Raw genomic sequence first — 18547 nt, forward strand, 5'->3', positions numbered from 1 at the left:
CGACGCTCAGGAGACGACGCTCAGGAGACGACCGGGATCGACGACGTCACCGCGGCCTTGGTCGCGAGCGTCGGCTTGGCGACGGGCTCGGCCTTCGAGGCGGGCACCGCCTTCGGCAGCGCCTCGTCGACCTCGCGGTCCGGTCGCCCGAAGCCGGACGCGTTCACGATCCCGCGCACGACGCCGCCGATCACCAGCATCGCGACGAGCGCGGCACCGGACACGATCAACGGCATCCACTGACTCGCGAACGAGGCGGTGAAGCTCATCAGCGCGCACACGATCCAGAGACCGACCGCCCCTCCGGTGAGCCCCGCCTTCGCGCGGACGATCGCCACCCCGGCGACGATCGCGCAGAGCGCGGCGAGCGCCGCGCCCACGTAACCGATCGGCACCAGAATCGCAGCCAGATCGCTGGCCATTCTCATTGTCGTCATGACGACCCCCCGTCAGCGGAAACTCCGCTACCTCGACACTAGAAGTGTGTCCCGGAAAGGCCATCCGTCTCAAGTCCGATCCGCATCATCCTGCAGACGGATATCCGGCCGGGCCGAGAAGGCTCCGGCGGAGGGTGTCAGCGACGGTTCAGCCACCGCAGCCGGCGGGTGCGCACGACGCGCACCGGCTGGGTGACGACGGCGTCGACGACCATCGAGCCGTCGGTCGGTCCGACGATCGCGATGGCCGAGGTCTCCGTCGCCTCCGCCGGATCGATGGGCAGGCGTCCGAGCGCCCGGTGCGCGCGGACGTACGCGGGCACGAGGAGCACGATCGCGCCGATCCAGGCGAGCGGGTTGCTCAGCGCGACACCGTCGAAGCCGATCCACGCGCCGAGCACGATGGCCGCACCGACTCGCATGACGAGTTCGATCACCCCGGTCACGGTCGGCACGAGCGTGTGACCGAGTCCCTGCAGCGCACCGCGCAGCACGAACAGCATGCCGAGCGCCCAGTAGCCGCAGCCGTTGATGATGAGCATCCGATGGGCACTGTCGACCACGCCGTCCGCCCCCTCGCCGATGAACAGGCGCACCATCGGGGCGCCGAACGCGATCAGCAGGGCGCCGAGCACGACACCGGCGCCGACCGACATCCACGTCGCCTCGACCACACCGCGGCGGATGCGGTCGGGACGACGGCCGCCGTGGTTCTGCGCCGCGTACATCGACACCGCGAGCCCGAGGGAGGAGAGGAGGGCGACCGCGAGGCTGTCCACACGCGAGGCCGTCGTGTAAGCGGCGACCGCGTCGGCGCCGATCGTGTTCAACGCGACCTGCACCGTAAGCGTGCCGATCGCGATGATCGAGGCCTGGAACCCCATCGGGAGTCCGAGGCGCAGGTGCTCGGCGATGTCGTCGCGCGTGATGCGCCAGTCGGCGCGACGCAGGTGCAGCATCGGCAGGCGGCGGCGCACGAACTCGAGGCACAGCGCCACCGAGACCGCCTGTGCGACGACCGTGGCGAGCGCGGCACCACCCACGCCCCATTCGAGCGGGCCGACCATCAGCACGACGAGACCGACGTTCAGCGCGCAGGAGACGGTGAGGAACACCAGCGGCGTCTTGGAGTCGCCGATCGCGCGGATGATCGCGGAGAGGTAGTTGAAGAACATCGTCGCGCTCGCACCGAGGAAGCTGATCTGCGTGAAGATCGTGGCCTCGGGCATCAGCTCCGCCGGCGTCTGCAGCAGCGCCAGGATCGGGCCGGCGAGGAGCGGGGCGGCGACGGTCAGGATCACACTCGTGATGGCGCTCAGGAACACGCCGGTGGCGACCGAGCGGCGCACAGCCGCGTCATCCCTCGCCCCGAACGCCTGGGCGATCGGGATCGCGAATCCGCTGGTCAGACCCCAGGCGAACCCGAGCAGCAGAAACAGCAGGCTTCCGGTCGCGCCGACGGCCGCGAGGGAGGTGACGCCGAGGTGCCGGCCGACGACGATCGCGTCCGCGAACTGGTACAGCTGCTGCACCACGTTGCCGAGGAGGAGAGGGATCGAGAAGGCAAGGATGACGCGCCACGGACGGCCCGTGGTGAGGGAGGTGGCCATGAGGGAGCGGCTCGCAGAACTGGGGAAACGGATCGGGGCCGCACAAGCCTATCGAATCGATTCGGCGGAGCACATCCCCCGTTCCCTCTCTGCGGGCATACCGGGTCGGTTTCGGAGGTCGGCGGCATCGTGAACTACTCTGCATCAGCATGCCGCCCGCCTCGCGGGCCGGCGGCGGAGTCGATGACGACCGGAGGAGCGAGAGAGTGACGAAGCAGTATGCAGGGGGACACGAACAGGCACCGGATGCGGGGGCACCCGGCGAGGAGCAGCATCTGCGGCGAGCGCTGAGCAACCGCCACATCCAGCTGCTCGCGATCGGCGGCGCGATCGGCACCGGCCTGTTCATGGGAAGCGGCAAGACGATCTCAGTCGCGGGGCCGTCCGTGATCTTCGTGTACATGATCATCGGGTTCATGCTGTTCTTCGTCATGCGGGCGATGGGCGAGCTGCTGCTGTCGAACCTCAAGTACAAGTCGTTCAGCGACTTCGCGAGCGACCTGCTCGGGCCGTGGGCGGGGTTCTTCACCGGCTGGACCTACTGGTTCTGCTGGGTGGTCACCGGTGTCGCGGATGTGATCGCCATCGCGGGATACACGGATGCGCTCATCCCCGGTGTCCCCCTGTGGATCCCGGGCGTGCTCGTGATCGTCATCCTGCTCGCCCTGAACCTCCCCACCGTCGCCGCGTTCGGCGAGATGGAGTTCTGGTTCGCACTGATCAAGATCGTCGCGATCGTGGCGCTCATCGTCACCGGTCTCGTGATGATCTTCACCGGGTTCCAGCACGATGCGGGCACCGCGAGCTTCTCGAACCTGTGGGACCACGGCGGCATGTTCCCGCACGGGTTCATGGGCTTCGTGGCCGGCTTCCAGATCGCGGTGTTCGCGTTCGTCGGGATCGAGCTCGTCGGCACGGCCGCGGCCGAGACCAAGGATCCCAAGCGCAACCTGCCCAAGGCCATCAATGCGATCCCGATCCGCGTGCTGCTGTTCTACGTGGGCGCGCTCATCGTCCTGATGGCGGTCACCCCGTGGACCGAGTACGTCGCCGGCGAGAGCCCCTTCATCGCGATGTTCGCCCTGGCCGGACTCGGCATCGCCGCGACCGTGGTGAACCTCGTCGTGCTGACCTCGGCGATGTCGAGCGCGAACTCCGGCATCTACTCGACCTCGCGCATGGTGTTCGGCCTCGCGCAGGACGGCGACGCCCCGCGGATCTTCGCCCGCCTCTCCCGCCGCCGGGTGCCGCAGAACGCCCTGTTCCTGTCATGCATCCTGCTGCTGTCCGGCGTCGTGCTGCTCTACGCCGGCAAGGACATCGGCACCGCCTTCGACATGGTGACCACGGTCTCGGCCCTGTGCTTCATGTTCGTGTGGACGATCTTCCTGTGCAGCTACCTCGTCTACCGACGCACCCGCAAGGACAAGGTCGCGGCCTCCACGTTCCGGATGCCGGGAGGCGTGTTCATGGTCTACGTGGTGCTCGCGTTCTTCGTGTTCATCCTGTGGGCGCTCACGACCCAGCCCGACACGCTGACCGCACTGCTGGTCACGCCGATCTGGTTCGCGGTGCTGGTCGTGGCGTGGCTGTTCGTGCGGCGGTCGCCGAACCACCTGGCACGGCACGAGGCGCACATCGCCCACCTGCGCGATGACTCGGTGGAGGCGGACTCGGACTGAGGCCGCGGTCGGGGCGTTTCGTCTCGCTGCGCTCGCTCAACGACCGGTCGTCGAGCGAGGAGCAGAGCGACGGGACGAAACGTCCGCCGTCGAGGCCCCCAGGCGCGTGCGGAGGGCGAGGAACAGCATCACCATGCCGGCGCTGAGCAGGATGTGGCCGAGGCCCGCGATGCCGGCGATCATGCTCGACGACTCCTCGCCGAGCACGGTGAGGGAGCCGTGCCAGACCAGCATCGCCGAGGTCAGCACGAGACCGGCGTTGTAGATCCAGAAGAACCAGCCGAACAGGCGACTCTCGGAGAGCACGAAGACCTTCTCCAGGAGCAGGACGATCAGCAGGACGACGAAGCCCAGCACCAGCAGGTGCGTGTGCACGAGGCCGAGCTGGGTCGACTCCCCCTCGGGGAAGTCGTTGATCTTGGTGAACTCCCGGTAGAAGAGTCCGGAGGCGACGCCGACGATCATGTAGGCGAACGCGGCGTAGAACAGGCGGCGCATCGGGTTCCTTTCGGTCTGATTCCAGCCTCGGCGGAGCCGCCGATCCGGGGATCCATCGAACGGTTGAGAAGCCGAGGCGGTCGCCTCTTGTGCCTCCGATGGGGCATGTGATGACCTGGCAGCATGGACTTCTTCCCGCCTGACCCGGAGACCCCCGAGCCCGAGGTGAGCATGTCGGTGCGTCAACCGCGCTGGCAGGCTGCGGACGACGAGCTGCCCGTGCTGCTCCCCGTCTCCGAGACCCTGGCGGTCACCGACCATCTCGCGTTGGGCCTGTTCGGGATCGCCGTCTACAGCGACGGCGTGGAGTTCCACCTGGAGGGACGACTCCGGCGGAACGACATGCCTCCGCGGGAGTGGAGCGAGCTGTGCACGGACTTCGTCGGACACGGTGGGATGGGCGGCCTGCCCGATCCGGGCGGACGACTCCGTTTCGGCCTCGTCCTCGGCGACGGCGAGAAAGTCCTCGACGAGGGATTCCCGTACTTCGGTCACGGTGACCTGCCGTCCGATTCCGAGGTGCACTCCCTGTCGCGCAACAGCAACGGCGCGGGCGGAGATGACCGCCGCTTCACGTCGAGCGACCGCCTGTGGCTCTGGCCGCTCCCTCCGGAGGGGCCGATCGAGTTCGTGCTGCAGTGGCCGGCGCTCGGCGTCGAGGAGCGGAGGATCGTGCTCGACGGCACCGCGATGCGCGAGCTCGCCACCCGCGTGCAGCGGTTCTGGAGCTGAACGCGACGACTCGCGGGTGAGGAATCCCGCTCAGAGGAGTCCGGTGTCGCGGGCGATCGCGATGGCGCGGGCCCGACTGTCGGCGCCGAGCTTCTCGAACACGTGCACCAGGTGCGTCTTCACGGTGGCCTCGGTCACGAACAGGGTCTTCGCGATCTCGCGGTTCGACGCGCCCGTGTCGAGCAGTCGCAGCACGTCGAGCTCGCGGTCGGTGAGACGCACCCGCGGCGCGCGCATCACCTGCACGACCCGCTCGCTGAGCTCGGGGGTGAGGACGAGTCCGCCCGAGGCCGCCTGCCGGATCGCGCGCACGATCTCGTCGGGGGCGACGTCTTTGAGCAGGTAGCCGGCCGCTCCCGCCTCGATCGCTCCGAGGATCTCGGCGTCGCGGTCGAACGTCGTGAGGATCAGCACCGCAGGGGCCGGCTGCTGCGCGCGCAATGCCGCGGTCGTCTGCACCCCGTCCATGCCCTCGCCGAGCCGCAGGTCGCAGAGCACCACGTCGGGGTGCAGGTGCCGGGCGAGCGCCACGGCCTCCTCCCCCGACGCCGCCTCCCCGACCACCTCGACGTCATCGCGGCGGTCGAACAGCGAGCGCACGCCGGCGCGGACGATGGGGTGATCGTCGACGAGCAGCACGCGCACCGGGGTCATGCCTCCCCTCCCGCCCGTCGCGCCGGGGCGGTCCGCCCGAGCGGGACGTGCGCCGAGAGCGCGGTGCCGTCTCCCGGGGCGCTCTCCACGTCGAGTCCTCCGCCGAGCTCCCGCAGCCGCGCCCGCATCGAGCGCAGACCGTAGCCGCCACCCCGACTGCCGACCCCGCTCTGGTCATCCCAGTGCCGCGCGTCGAACCCGATCCCGTCATCGACGATGTCGAGCCGCACGGCGTCGCCGGCATCGGCGAGGGTGACCACGACGCGGGAGGCCGATGCATGGGAGCGGACGTTGGCGAGGGCCGACTGCGCCGTCCGCAGCAGGGCGACCTCGGCGTCGAGGCCGAGCGACGGCAGGTCATCGTCGGCGTGCAGCGTCGCCTCGAGCCCGGTCTCCTCGGCGAGGCGCTCCAGCATCCGGACGAGGGCGTCACCGAGAGCGCTGGACTCCAGTTCGGCCGGCATCAGCGCGTTCACGATGCGCCGCGCATCCGCCATCCCCTCGGCGGCGAGCGCGTCGATCTGCCCGAGGGCGCGCGTGCTCTGCGCCGGGTCATCCGCCTCCAGGGCCGAGCGCGCCAGCATCCCGATCGACGACACGCTCTGCGCGACGGTGTCGTGGATGTCGCGTGACACCCGGGTGCGCTCGGCACTCGCCCCGGACTCGCGCTGGGTGCGGGCGAGCTCGTCCTGGAGCGCCGCCATCTCCTCCTGCGTCGCGACGAGCGACGCGATCAGTCGTCGCCGCTCCCGCCCGTCACGCACGAGTTCGAGGTACCCACGGGAGATCCCGAGAGCGAACACGCCCCCGACGAGCGGGCCGATCACGTTCGCGTAGCTCGTCGTGCCGGTGTGCAGCAGCGGCGCCGTCACCACCACGGCGAGGATCGCCACGCTCAGCAGCAGCGCCCACCGCAGGCGCATCACGAAGCCGGCGAGCAGCCACAGCGGGAACGCGAGCCAGACGAACTCGGGCGAGACCACGACCGCGCCGAGCCAGATGAGCGTCAATCCGAGCAGCCACCAGGTCGCCAGCCGACGGTCGGAGGTGCGTTCGCTGAGCAGCAGCCCGCCGCCGTACCAGCCCAGGAAGACGAGGGAGAGGGCGAGCACCCACGGCAGCGGGACCCCGTCCGCTGCGGCACGCCAGGCGCCGACCACGAGCAGCACGACCGTGATGACGGCCTGGCCGATCCGGATCGATCCGACCAGGCTCGCCCAGGTGCGGGCGGGCGACGGTGGCGACGACTCGGTGGGCGGCATGGTCACATTCTTCCCCCGACCCGGCTGCGGCGCCTCCATCGTTCGATCGATCCGCCGGAGGATGAGGGGTTCCGGCCAGCGGGGTTCCGACAGACCCTCCCCCGATGCGACGCCCGCGCGTAGCGTCGGAACCACGGCCGCGGATCCGTCCGCGGCCACGACGAAAGGACAGCTCATGCACACACGCACTCTCGGACAGGGCCTCCGGGTCTCGGCGGTCGGACTCGGCTGCATGGGCATGTCGCAGAGCTACGGGCCCAACCCCGGCAGCCGCGACGACATGATCGCGGTGCTGCGCTCGGCGGTCGACCACGGCGTGGACTTCTTCGACACCGCCGAGGTGTACGGACCGTACGTGAACGAGGAGCTCGTCGGCGAGGCACTCGAGCCGATCCGCGACCGCGTCGTGATCGCGACGAAGTTCGGGTGGGACATCCAGGACGGGAAGAGCGTCGGGCTGAACAGCCGTCCCGCGCAGATCCGCCGAGTGGCCGAGGCCTCGCTGCGGAGCCTGCGCACCGACGTGATCGACCTCTTCTACCAGCACCGCGTCGACCCCGACGTGCCGATCGAAGACGTCGCCGGCACCGTCGGCGAACTGATCGCCGAGGGGAAGGTGCGCCACTTCGGGCTCTCGGAGGCGTCGGCCGACACCATCCGCCGCGCGCATGCCGTGCACCCGGTCACCGCCCTGCAGAGCGAGTACTCGCTGTGGACCCGCGAGCCCGAGGCTGAGGTCCTGCCGGTGCTCGCCGAGCTCGGCATCGGGTTCGTCCCGTTCAGCCCGCTCGGCAAGGGCTTCCTCACCGGGACCGTCGACACGACGGCCGACTTCGCTGCCGGCGACATCCGTGCCACGATCCCGCGCTTCACGGCCGAGAACCGGGCGGCGAACCGGGCGCTCGTGGCGCACGTGGCCGAGCTCGCCGCGGCGAAGGATGCCACGCCGGGACAGATCGCCCTGGCCTGGCTCCTCGCGCAGCAGCCGTGGATCGTGCCGATCCCCGGGACGAGGCGCACGACCCGCATCGCCGAGAACGCGGGAAGCACGGCGGTCGCACTGTCGGCGGACGAGGTCGCCGATCTCTCCGCCCTCGCGACGCGGATCGGCGTGGCGGGCGACCGCTACAACCCGCAGCAGATGGCGTTCGTCGACCGTTGAGCCGCCCGCGGCCTCGGTATCGTGAGGCGGGTGACCTCCGCCCGCAGCTACCCCGCGACCATCGCGGCCGCGGTGGACCACGAGACGGTCATCCGGAAGTCGCGCTTCCTCACCCGCATCCAGCCCGTCTCCTCGGTCGAGGGGGCCGAGGAGGTCATCGCCGGCATCCGCAAGCGGGCGTGGGACGCCAACCACAACTGCACCGCGATGGTGACCGGGCTGCTCGGCGACCAGGCCCGCTCGTCGGATGACGGGGAGCCGTCCGGCACCGCGGGGATCCCGATGCTCGAGGTGCTGCGACGCCGGGAGCTGACCGACGTGGTCGCGGTGGTGACGCGCTACTTCGGCGGGGTGAAGCTCGGAGCGGGCGGGCTCGTGCGCGCGTACTCCTCCGCGGTGTCGGAGGCGCTCGACCGGGCCGCGCTCGTGCACCGCGCCGCCCTCCGGCAGGTGACGCTCGAGGTGCCGCACGCCGAGGCCGGCCGCTACGACAACCTGCTCCGCGACTGGGCGGGGCATCACGGTGCGACACTCGGCGAGCCGACGTACGCGGCCGCGGCCACGCTCGAGCTGTGGACGCCGGAGCCCGAGATCCCCCGACTCACGGCCGACCTCGCCGCGGCATCCGGTGGCGCGGTCGTCCCCGTGCTCGGCGTCGAGCGCATCGTCGACGTCCGCGCCTGAGCCCTCGGAGGATCGGCGAACGCACAACGACCGCCCGATATCCTGGATGCCGCGATCGCGGAAGGAGAGCGATGTTCGACAGCCCGCTCTCGGCCTCGGCCTACGAGATCCTCGGAGTCGACCCGTCCGTCGATGACGTCGAGCTGCGCCGCGCCTACCGTCTGCGCCTGCGCCAGACCCATCCGGACACCGGCGGCGACGCCGCGATCTTCATCCAGGTGCAGCGGGCGTGGGAGCTGATCGGCACCGTCGAGGGTCGCGCCGCCTACGACCGTCGGACCGGTGTGACTCACGACGCCGGCGACGAGTGGAGTGGATGGCGACCGCCCGCGACGCGCACCGACACGCGTCCGCGCGCCCGCTCCTACGGGCACCCCGGTGGCTGGCGCCGCGAGCGCTACCTCACGCTCATCCGCGAATGGGCGGGCCGGGGCGTCGAGGTCCCCGACCCCTACGACCCCGCGCTCGTGCGGTCGGCACCTCGCGATCTGCGGCGGCTCCTCGCCGATGCCCTGGCCGAGGAGGCCACTGCGCGCACGGTGTCCGACCTCGGCATGGGCTTCACGGTGTGGCACGACGTCGCCGTGGGGGCCGACCCCGACGACAAGCTCGATCACGTGATCCTGGGCCCCTCCGGCCTGTACGGCGTGATGTCGGAGGACTTCGGCGGGGTGGTCGGCTTCCGCCGCGGCGAGATCACCGGCCCGAGCCTGGGAACCCGGGCGCCGGTGACCGCCGCCCTCGGTCGGATGCGCGCGGTCGCGAAGGCCGCCCGCGTGCGGTTCGGCGGCGCGATCATCGTGCTGCCCGACGAGGACCTGTCCCAGGCCGTCACCCCACTCGGGACGAGCCGGGGCGTGCCGGTGGTCGTGGTGCGCCGCAGCGCCCTCGCGATGGTGCTCCGCCAGGGCGTGCCTCAGGCGCGGGCGATCGGCGGCAACGAGCTGTTCGACGTGCGCACCCGTCTGCAGCAGACCGTCCGCTTCGTCTGAGCCCCCGCTTCCCCCTGCCCGACCGCAGGCGGCCTCACCGTTGACACCGTGAATCAAACCGGTTTACACTCATGTTCACACTCATCAAACCGGTTCACGCCGCGCAGGTCGCGCCGCCCGGTCCCCCGAGGAGGTGGCATGAGCCGCACGACGATCGCCGATGTCGCTCGCGAAGCAGGCGTCACGAAGGCCACGGTCTCGCACGCCCTCAGCGGCAACCGCCCGATCTCCGAGGAGACGAAGGCGAAGGTCCTCGCCGCGGCCGAGAAGCTGAACTGGGCACCCAGCCAGAGCGCGCGGGCCCTCGCCACCCGGCGCGCCAACGCGGTCGCCGTCGTGCTGGCGCGTGACCCCGAGGTCATCGCGAACGACTCGTTCTTCCCCGCCTTCATCGCCGGCGTCGAATCGGTGCTCGCCGAGACCGAGACGGCACTCCTGCTCCAGGTCGTCTCCGGCCGCGACGCCGAGGAGCGCGCCTACCGCACCCTCACCCACGGCCGAGCCGACGGAGCTCTCCTGCTCGACCTGCGCACCGACGACTGGCGCGTCCCGTTCCTCGACGACCTCGGCCTGCCCACCGTCCTGGTCGGCGCCTACGACCAGCCGACGGGATTCTCCTGCGTCCGCACCGACGACGCCGCCCCGGTCCGCGAGATCATCGCGCACCTCCGCGCCGCCGGGCATGAGCGCATCGCCCATGTCTCCGGACCTCTCGCCTACGTCCACTCCAAGGCGCGCGCGGAGGCGTACGTCGAGGCGATCGGCGGCGACGAGCTGCTCCGCGAGGGCGACTTCACCGCTGCCAGCGGGCGCACGCGCACCGCCGAGCTCCTCGCGCTCCCGGAGCGGCCGACCGCGATCCTCTACTCGAACGACACCATGGCGATCGCCGGTCTCTCCTACGCGCGCTCCCAGGGCCTCGCGATCCCGCAGGACCTCGCGATCTCCGGGTTCGACGACGACCACCTCTCCGCCCACCTGTCCCCGGCGCTCACCAGCGTCTCATCCGACCCCGCGGCCCGAGGCCGCGCCGCCGCCCGCCTCCTGCGGGCAGACATCCTCGGAGCGCAGCCGCGCACCGAGATCGTCGACTGCAACGTCGTGCACTTCCGCGACAGCACCAGCTAGTCGGCACCGCCATCCCCACCGGGTCATCACCCGCCGTGTCAAGGAGGACACCATGAAGAAGCTCCCCGCACTCGCCCTGATCGGCGCCTTCGCTCTCGTCGCCACCGGATGCTCGTCCGGCGGCGGAGGTGGCGGAGAGGGCGCCGCCGAAGGCACCGGCCCGATCACCATCTGGCTCTCCAACAACGAGCAGGAGGTCGCCTGGGGCAAGGCCGTCGTCGAGGCCTGGAACGCCGATCACCCCGACGAGAAGGTCAAGGCGCAGGAGATCCCCGCCGGCTCCTCCTCGGAGGAGGCGATCACCGCCGCCATCACCGCCGGCACCGCCCCCTGCCTCGTCTACAACGTGGCGCCCGCCGCGGTCTCCGGCTGGGTCAAGCAGGGAGGACTCGTCGACCTCAGCAAGATCGACGGTGGCAGCGACTACATCACGAAGCGCGGCGGCGAGATCGACTCCTATCAGAGCGACGGCAGCTTCTACCAGCTCCCGTGGAAGTCGAACCCCGTCATGGTCATGTACAACAAGGCGCTCTTCCAGGCCGCGGGCATCGATCCCGAGGACCCGCAGATGAACACGTACGACGCGTTCCTCGAGGGGTCGCGCAAGATCGTCGCCTCCGGGGTGCAGAGTGCCATCTGGCCGGCGCCGACCAGCGAGTTCTATCAGCCGTGGTTCGACTTCTACCCGCTCTACCTGGCCGAGACCGACGGCACGATGCTCGTCGAGGACGGCAAGGCCACGTTCGACTCGGACGCCGGGCGCACCGTCTCCGAGTTCTGGAAGACCTTCTACGACGAGAAGCTCTCGCCGAACGAGGCCTCGACCGACGACGCGATGTCCGCCGGCACCACCGCGATGCAGCTCGCCGGCCCCTGGGCGATCCCGTCCTACGCCGACACGGTCGACGTGGGCTTCATGCCGGTGCCGACCAGCGACGGCCGCGAGAACCCGACGACCTTCGCCGACTCGAAGAGCGTGTCGATGTTCACGGCCTGCAAGAACCAGGGCACGGCGTGGGAGTTCCTGAAGTTCTCCACCAGCGAGGACAGCGACGGGCAGCTCCTGGAGGCCACCGGGCAGATGCCGATGCGCACCGGGCTCACCGACACCTACGCCGACTACTTCGCGGCCAACCCGAACTACGTGGCGTTCGCCGAGCAGGCCGAGAAGACGGCCGACGTGCCCAGCATCCCGAACTCCGTGGAGGCTTGGCAGGCGTTCCGCGACGAGTACTCCTCCGCCGTGATCTTCGACAAGGAGTCGATCGACGACTTCCTCGGGAACGCGGCGACGAAGATCGACAAGCTCGTCGCCGAGTGACACCGTGACCGACCAGAAGCGGTTGCGCACCCGATGGCTGGGTGCGCAACCGATCGGCGGACTGTTCGCGCTGCCGTACTTCGTGTTCGTGATCGCGATCTTCGCGTATCCCCTCGCGTTCGCGGTGTACATCGCCTTCCACGACTACTTCTTCACCGCTCCCGGCACCGAGGTCGACCGCCCCTTCGTGGGCTTCGACAACTTCGTCACGGTCCTCACCGACCCGCGGGTGCTCGGCTCGTTCCGCAACACCCTGATCTTCCTGGTCATCAACGTGCCCCTGACGGCGGTGCTCTCGCTCGTGCTGGCGGCGGCGCTCAACACCGGCATCCGCTGGGTGGCGGCGTATCGCGTCGCCTTCTACGTGCCGTACCTCACGGCGAGCGTCTCGCTCGTCGGCGTGTGGATGCTGCTGTTCTCGGGCAACGGGCTGATCAACACGATCCTCGGCCCGCTCGCCCCCGATCCGTCCTGGCTCGTGAACAGCGGGCTCGCGATGCCGATGATCGCGTTCTACGTGACCTGGAAGCAGCTCGGGTTCTACATCCTGCTGTATCTGGCGGCGCTGCAGAACGTGCCGAAGGAGCTGTACGAATCGGCGGAGACCGACGGGGCCGGGGTGCTCTCGCGCTTCCGTCACGTCACCATCCCGGGCGTGCGCAGCGCCACCACCCTCGTGCTGATCCTGTCGATCATCACCGGAGCCAACCTCTTCACCGAGCCCTACCTGCTCACCAACGGCGGCGGGCCCGACGGCGCATCGACCACACCGGTGCTCCTCATCTACCAGCTGGGCATCCAGCAGCAGAACCCCGACACCGCAGCGGCCATCGGCATGATCCTCGTGATCCTCGTCGGGATGCTGTCGCTGGCGGCCAACCGCGCGACCAGGGAGCGATGATGCGAAAGAAGCGTTCACTGCCCCGCGTCCTGAGCATCATCCTGCTCACGATCGCGGCCATCGGCTTCGCCTTCCCGTTCTACTTCATGATCGTGGGGGCGTTCCAGGAGAATCCGACGAACTCCCCCAGCGAGCTGTTCCCGACGAGCGGCTGGACCGTCGACAACTTCATCGCGATCGACTCGCGCATCGATCTGGTCGGCTCACTGCTGAACTCGCTCATCTTCACCGCGGGGGTGCTGTTGGGCACCGTCGTGTTCGGTCTGCTCGCCGGCTACGCGATCGCACGCCTCGACTTCCGGGGCCGCGGCGTGATCTGGGTGCTGATGCTGCTCGTGCAGATGGTGCCGTTCCAGCTGCTGATGATCCCGCTCTACGTGCAGATCACCCGCAGCTACGGCCTCGGCGACTCGTACCTGGGCATGATCCTGCCGTTCCTCATCAACACCACGGCGGTGTTCATCTTCGTGCAGTTCTTCAAGGCGCTGCCGGTGGAGATCTTCGAGGCGGCGCGCATCGACGGCGCCGGCGAGATACGTCTGCTGACCTCGGTCGCGATCCCGCTGATCCGTCCCGTCCTGGTGACGGTCGTCCTCGTCACGTTCATCGGCCCCTGGAACGAGTTCCTCTGGCCCTTCCTCATCACGAAGGATGCGAGCCTGCAGCCGCTGGCCGTGTCCCTCGCGAACTACATCTCCAACGTGGCGCAGTCCACGGCCAACCCGAACGGTGCGATCCTCGCCGGCGCCACGGCGCTCGCGTTCCCCGTCGTGATCCTGTTCGTCGTCTTCCAGCGGTTCTTCCGCGCCACCGACCTCGGTGCAGCCGTCAAAGGCTGACCAGAAAGGGACCCCATGTTCACCGGAGCCTCCTTCCCCCTCGGACCGTTCACGCCGTACGACGGCAACCCCATCCTGCGCCCGCGCGGCGACAGCTGGGAGTCGGCCAACCTGTACAACCCGGCCGCGCTCGTCGACGGCGACGAGGTCGTGCTGCTCTACCGCGCACACGCCGACGACATCATCTCCCACATCGGCATCGCCCGCTCCCGGGACGGCGTCACCTTCACCCGCGAGGATGCGCCGATCCTCTCGCCGTCGGAGGACTACGAGCGGTACGGCTGCGAGGACCCGCGCATCGCGCTGATCGACGGCACCTACTACCTCACCTACACGGGCTGGGACCGGCGCAGCGCGCAGCTCTGCCTGGCGACCTCGACCGACCTGCGCACGTGGACCAAGCACGGGCCGCTGTTCGACGACTTCGACACCTTCAAGACCATGGACCCCCGTGGATTCAACTGGTCGAAGGCCGGCGTCATCGTGCCGCAGCGGATGCACGGGAAGTGGTGGATGTACTTCGGCGAGGGCGCGATCTACTGGGCGACCAGCGATGACCTCATCCACTGGACACCGGGCACCCCCGACACCGAGCCGATGTACTCGCCGACGCCCGGCACCTGGGACGAGGCCCTCGTCGAGATCGGCACCTCGCCCGTGGTGACCGACAACGGACTGCTGCTCTTCCTCACGAACGGTGCGACCCGCGTCGTGCACGAGGACGGCTCGGTCGACGTCGACTACCGCTGCGGGCAGATCGCCATCGATCCGGATGAGCCGACCACGGTCATCGCCCGCCTGCAGGAGCCGTGGCTGCGCCCGCAGACCTTCGAGGACATGCACGGGCTGGTCTCGAACGTGACCTTCGTCGAGGGGCTCGTGAAGTTCCAGGAGAAGTGGTTCGCGTACTACGGGCAGTCGGACACGACGCTGGCCGTGGCGATCCACGATCCCGCCGAGCCGTGGGGTCGCGCGCTGCGCGACGGCGCCGATTCCCGCGTGGATGCCGGGGAGTGACGCCATGGACGCCTCTCGGCGCACGTTCCTGACCTTCGCGGCAGCCGCCTCCGCCCTGGCGCTCGTCCCGGTGGATGCGGCCGTCGGTGCGACGACCCCGACCACCGGCGCCGGCGTCGCCACCGGGACCGGGTCCCACCCGCTCGAGGCCGATCGGCGCGGTCGGCTGACGAACCTCGCCCATCTGCGTTTCCTCCTCGCCGAGGTGCCGGTCGCGGCGAGCGCGGCGCACACGACGTTCGGCATCGAGTCGCAGCCGACCGTGCGCGCGCCCTGGACCTACGCCGACACCGACGGCGCGGGCGGATATCGGCCGGTCGGCGGGGGCACCCGCGATGCCGTCACCGGCTACTGGTCGCAGGGCGCCTACAACGCCGACGACATCGCCCGCGCGGCGATCGTGTTCCTCCGCGACTGGAGGGCGACGGGCGATACCCGGAGCCGCGACGATGCGCGAGATGTGCTCCGCTCGCTGGCCTTCCTGCAGACGACCTCCGGCCCGAACGCCGGGCGCGTGGTGCTGTGGCAGCAGGAGGACGGCACCCTGACCCCCAGCGCGATCCCGGTCGAGCTGCCCGACCCCTCGGACTCGGCCGAGTCGTACTGGCTCGCCCGGTCGGTCTGGGCGTTCGGCGAGGGCCATGCGGCCTTCCGTCGGGCGGACCCGGCGTTCGCGGCGTTCCTCCTCGACCGGCTGCACCTGTGCCTGGATGCGCTCGGGCGGGAATCGCTCTCGCGCGCCGGGCAGTGGGTGCGCAGCGACGGGCGGCGGCTCCCCGCCTGGCTCATCGCGGGCGGTGCGGATGCCACGGCAGAGGCCATGCTCGGCCTCGCCGCGGCCACCGAGGCGGGCGACTCCCGCAGCCGCAAGGCCCTGCTGACGTACGGGGAGGGTGTGGCCGCGATGGCCACCGACCCGGCGCGGGGCTGGCCGTTCGGGGCGGTGCTGCCGTGGACGGGTTCGCTCGGGTTCTGGCACGCGTGGGGTGCGGCCGCACCGGAGGCTCTCGCCCGCGCCGGGGCCCTGCTCCGGCGCCGGGACTGGTCCTCCGCCGCACTCGCGGATGCCGGACGCTTCACGCCGCAGGTGCTCGCCGCGGGCGGGCCGCACAACGCGTGGGCGCCGCTTCCGGCCGAGGCGCAGATCGCCTACGGCGCGCACGGTCGCGTGGCCGGGGCGCTGCAGGCGGCAGCCGTGGGCGGGGTCGGACTCCGCGCGGTCGCCGGCCTCGCCGCCGGCTGGTTCTTCGGCGCGAACACGGCGGGGGTGCCGGTGTACGACCCCGCGACGGGTGTGACGTTCGACGGGGTCGAGACCGACGGACGGGTGAACCGCAACTCCGGCGCCGAGTCGACGATCCACGGGCTGCTCACGATGCAGCTGCTCGACGCGAATCGGGACGTGGCGGAGCTCGCGACGTCGATCACGGGGCTGCGGGCGCACTCGGGCCTGCGGGTGATCGACGCCGAGACGGCACGGCTCTCCCCCGGCTGCGTGGTGGAGCGTCCTGAGGGCGGCGCCTGGACGGGCGAGGGCAACCTCTCGGGCGGGGCGTATGTGCGCGTCCCTCGCGGCGAGTGGGTCGAGTTCGACGTGACGGAGGCGGGTGGCATCCTGCACGGGCTCGTGTGGCGGCAGGCGGCCGATGCCGGCGAGGCGGAGTGGGAGGTGCTCCGCGGGCGTCGCCGGGTGCGGCGCACGCGCACGCCCGCGGGCGGGGTCGGCGACCGCGGGCTCACCGAGGCCGACGGGATGCTCGTGCCGCAGCTCCTCGGCGGCGATCTGCCGGAGACCGCGGTGACGGTGCGCTGCACGAGTCGCGGCGACGTGCGCCTGGATGCGCTGGTGATCCAGCCGCGGGTCGTGAGCGCCGTGTACGCGACGACCTCGGGAGCCGCCGTGCTCTATGCGAACGGCGCACGGAAGGACCAGCGGGTCGCTCCGCTCGCACCCGGCGAGGGGCGAGCCTACGAGGCGGACGGCTCTCCGGACGGCCGGGCGACCCAGGGCGGTCGGGTTCGCGTGCGCGGAACGGGCTTCACGATCACCCGCGGCTGAGGCCCGCCGAACTCGATCGCCGTCGGGGTATCCGATGCCGCACCGACGGAGTAGCGTGCCCGCATGGCGATCGCGACGGAGACGATGGACTGGCTGCTCGACGGGGATCCCGCGCTGCGCTGGCAGGTCGAGCGCGATCTACTGCGGGAGCCCGAGGAGGTGTGGCAGGCGACGCGGGCTCGGGTCGCGACCGAGGGCTTCGGCGCCGCGCTCCTCGCCCGGCAGGACGATGACGGCCAGTGGGCCGGCGGCGCCTTCTTCCCGGCAGGGTTCTTCGGCAGTGCGGAGGCGGAGGAGCCGGGGCAGCCGTGGACGGCCACGACCTGGTCGCTGAACGATCTGCGCGAATGGGGCGTGGACGCCGCGGTGCTCGGCGACACCGCGGAGCGCCTGGCGCAGAACAGTCGATGGGAGTACGACGACCTGCCCTACTGGGGCGGCGAGGTCGACGTGTGCATCAACGCCTACACGCTGGCGAACGGCGCCTGGCTGGGTGCCGACGTCTCCGCGCTCGCCCGCTGGTTCCCCGCCCACCGGCTGGAGGACGGCGGATGGAACTGCGAGGCGGAGGAGGGCGACTCGGTGCGGTCGTCCTTCCACTCCACGCTCAACGCCCTGCGCGGGATGCTCGCCTACGAGCGGCTCACGGGCGACACGTCGTTGCGGGAGGCACGGCACTCGGGCGAGGAGTACCTGCTGCGGCGACGGCTGCTGTACCGCGAGTCGACCGGAGAGCAGGTCGGTCCCTTCGTCGGGCGCTTCGTGTATCCGAACCGCCATCGGTACAGCGCGATGGCGGCCCTGGACCACTTCCGCGAGGCGTCGCTCGTCGAGGGTCGTGCCCCCGACGAGCGGATCGCGGATGCCGTCGAGCTGGTGCGTGCCGCGCGACGGCCCGACGGCTCGTGGACGCAGGGCGCTCCGCTCGCCGGTCGCACCTGGTTCCCGGTCGATGCCGGCGAGGGCCATCCCTCCCGCTGGCTCACGCTGATCGGCACGCGCGTCCTCGACTGGGCCGGCGGCGCCTGAACCGAGAACCCCTCGACGGGAGCAGCATCCCGACATGCTGTTCTTTTGAGTTATTCAAATGACGGGGTACACTCGAGGCATGGAGACAGAACTCGACTCGGCGCTTCGCGATGCCGGGCTTCGGGCGACCGCGGGCCGCGTCGCCGTTCTCGAGGCACTGGACTCCATGGCCCACACGGATGCGGAGCGGATCTACCGCGCCGTGTCCGACGTGCTTCCGACCACGTCGATCCAGTCGGTGCACAACATCCTCGCGGACCTGACGACGGCGGGTCTCATCCGCCGGATCGAACCGGCAGGTTCCGCGGCGCTCTACGAGCGACGTATCCACGACAACCACCACCACGTCGTCTGCACCTCCTGCGGTGCCGTCGGCGATGTGGACTGCGTCGTGGGCGAAGCTCCGTGTCTCACCCCGTCCTCGACGGGGGGATTCACCGTCCAGACAGCCGAAGTCACCTTCTGGGGCCTGTGCCCCAGTTGCCAGAACGCCGCGCAATAGCCGACCGCTGATCGCCCATCCACGGATGGGGGTATTCG

Annotated in this window: 18 protein-coding genes; 13 read left to right on the forward strand and 5 right to left on the reverse strand. The window is 70.4% G+C overall.

Translation table 11 applies throughout. The features are described from left to right. Nucleotides 1-20: 20 nt before the first annotated feature. Together AC07VM_RS06590 and AC07VM_RS06595 are read right to left on the reverse strand one after the other, a co-directional pair. Nucleotides 21-422, reverse strand: a complete 402-nt coding sequence (locus tag AC07VM_RS06590; RefSeq protein WP_267416396.1) for a hypothetical protein — start codon at nt 420-422, stop codon at nt 21-23. A 152-nt stretch (nt 423-574) separates the two neighbouring features. Next, nucleotides 575-2047, reverse strand: a complete 1473-nt coding sequence (locus AC07VM_RS06595) for an MATE family efflux transporter (protein ID WP_267416397.1) — start codon at nt 2045-2047, stop codon at nt 575-577. Nucleotides 2048-2253: 206 nt separating this feature from the next. On the opposite strand from AC07VM_RS06595, the gene cycA reads away from it, so the two are divergent. Further along, entirely contained in the window at nt 2254-3729 is a 1476-nt protein-coding gene (gene cycA, locus AC07VM_RS06600; RefSeq protein WP_494910436.1) for a D-serine/D-alanine/glycine transporter, read from the forward strand. A gap of 36 nt (nt 3730-3765) precedes the next feature. On the opposite strand, the gene AC07VM_RS06605 is transcribed toward cycA, so the two are convergent. Further along, on the reverse strand, nt 3766-4227 hold the full coding sequence (locus AC07VM_RS06605) for a DUF2871 domain-containing protein (protein ID WP_494910437.1): 462 nt from the start codon (nt 4225-4227) through the stop codon (nt 3766-3768). Between the two features lie 123 nt (nt 4228-4350). Between AC07VM_RS06605 and AC07VM_RS06610 the strand changes: the two genes are divergently transcribed. Next, a complete protein-coding gene (locus AC07VM_RS06610) occupies nt 4351-4959 on the forward strand; it encodes a hypothetical protein (protein ID WP_494910438.1) in 609 nt (202 codons plus the stop codon). A 30-nt stretch (nt 4960-4989) separates the two neighbouring features. Here the strand turns inward: AC07VM_RS06610 and AC07VM_RS06615 are convergent, their stop codons facing one another. After that, nucleotides 4990-5613 (reverse strand): response regulator, encoded by a 624-nt coding sequence (locus AC07VM_RS06615; protein WP_267416401.1) that lies wholly within the window; start codon nt 5611-5613, stop codon nt 4990-4992. After that, on the reverse strand, nt 5610-6875 hold the full coding sequence (locus AC07VM_RS06620) for a sensor histidine kinase (protein ID WP_494910439.1): 1266 nt from the start codon (nt 6873-6875) through the stop codon (nt 5610-5612). Before AC07VM_RS06620 ends, AC07VM_RS06615 begins: the two co-directional genes overlap by 4 nt. A 175-nt stretch (nt 6876-7050) precedes the next feature. Here AC07VM_RS06620 and AC07VM_RS06625 point away from each other — a divergent pair, with 175 nt between their 5' ends. The 11 genes from AC07VM_RS06625 to AC07VM_RS06675 all read left to right on the forward strand — a co-directional run bounded on the left by AC07VM_RS06625 (nt 7051) and on the right by AC07VM_RS06675 (nt 18509). After that, the gene (locus AC07VM_RS06625; protein ID WP_267416403.1) at nt 7051-8037 is read left to right on the forward strand and encodes an aldo/keto reductase; all 987 of its coding nucleotides are present in this window, start codon (nt 7051-7053) and stop codon (nt 8035-8037) included. Nucleotides 8038-8067: 30 nt separating this feature from the next. After that, a complete protein-coding gene (locus AC07VM_RS06630) occupies nt 8068-8721 on the forward strand; it encodes an IMPACT family protein (RefSeq protein WP_494910440.1) in 654 nt (217 codons plus the stop codon). Nucleotides 8722-8792: 71 nt separating this feature from the next. Continuing rightward, nucleotides 8793-9713, forward strand: coding sequence for a J domain-containing protein (locus AC07VM_RS06635; RefSeq protein ID WP_494910441.1), 921 nt, complete (start codon nt 8793-8795; stop codon nt 9711-9713). A gap of 138 nt (nt 9714-9851) precedes the next feature. Next, entirely contained in the window at nt 9852-10841 is a 990-nt protein-coding gene (locus tag AC07VM_RS06640; RefSeq protein ID WP_494910442.1) for a LacI family DNA-binding transcriptional regulator, read from the forward strand. 52 nt (nt 10842-10893) lie between these two features. Next, nucleotides 10894-12162 (forward strand): extracellular solute-binding protein, encoded by a 1269-nt coding sequence (locus AC07VM_RS06645; RefSeq protein ID WP_494910443.1) that lies wholly within the window; start codon nt 10894-10896, stop codon nt 12160-12162. A gap of 4 nt (nt 12163-12166) precedes the next feature. After that, entirely contained in the window at nt 12167-13063 is an 897-nt protein-coding gene (locus tag AC07VM_RS06650; protein ID WP_494910444.1) for a carbohydrate ABC transporter permease, read from the forward strand. Then, nucleotides 13060-13902, forward strand: coding sequence for a carbohydrate ABC transporter permease (locus tag AC07VM_RS06655; RefSeq protein WP_267416409.1), 843 nt, complete (start codon nt 13060-13062; stop codon nt 13900-13902). Before AC07VM_RS06650 ends, AC07VM_RS06655 begins: the two co-directional genes overlap by 4 nt. Nucleotides 13903-13917: 15 nt before the next feature. Next, nucleotides 13918-14919 carry a glycoside hydrolase family 130 protein gene (locus AC07VM_RS06660; protein ID WP_494910445.1) on the forward strand — a complete coding sequence of 334 codons (1002 nt, stop codon included), beginning with the start codon at nt 13918-13920 and terminating at the stop codon, nt 14917-14919. 4 nt (nt 14920-14923) lie between these two features. Then, a complete protein-coding gene (locus AC07VM_RS06665) occupies nt 14924-16978 on the forward strand; it encodes a hypothetical protein (protein WP_494910446.1) in 2055 nt (684 codons plus the stop codon). Between the two features lie 63 nt (nt 16979-17041). Further along, nucleotides 17042-18007 (forward strand): squalene cyclase, encoded by a 966-nt coding sequence (locus AC07VM_RS06670; protein WP_494910447.1) that lies wholly within the window; start codon nt 17042-17044, stop codon nt 18005-18007. Nucleotides 18008-18086: 79 nt separating this feature from the next. After that, the gene (locus tag AC07VM_RS06675; RefSeq protein ID WP_267416415.1) at nt 18087-18509 is read left to right on the forward strand and encodes a Fur family transcriptional regulator; all 423 of its coding nucleotides are present in this window, start codon (nt 18087-18089) and stop codon (nt 18507-18509) included. Nucleotides 18510-18547 lie beyond the last annotated feature (38 nt).

Source organism: Microbacterium sp. GW821-FHT01D02, from assembly GCF_059422585.1.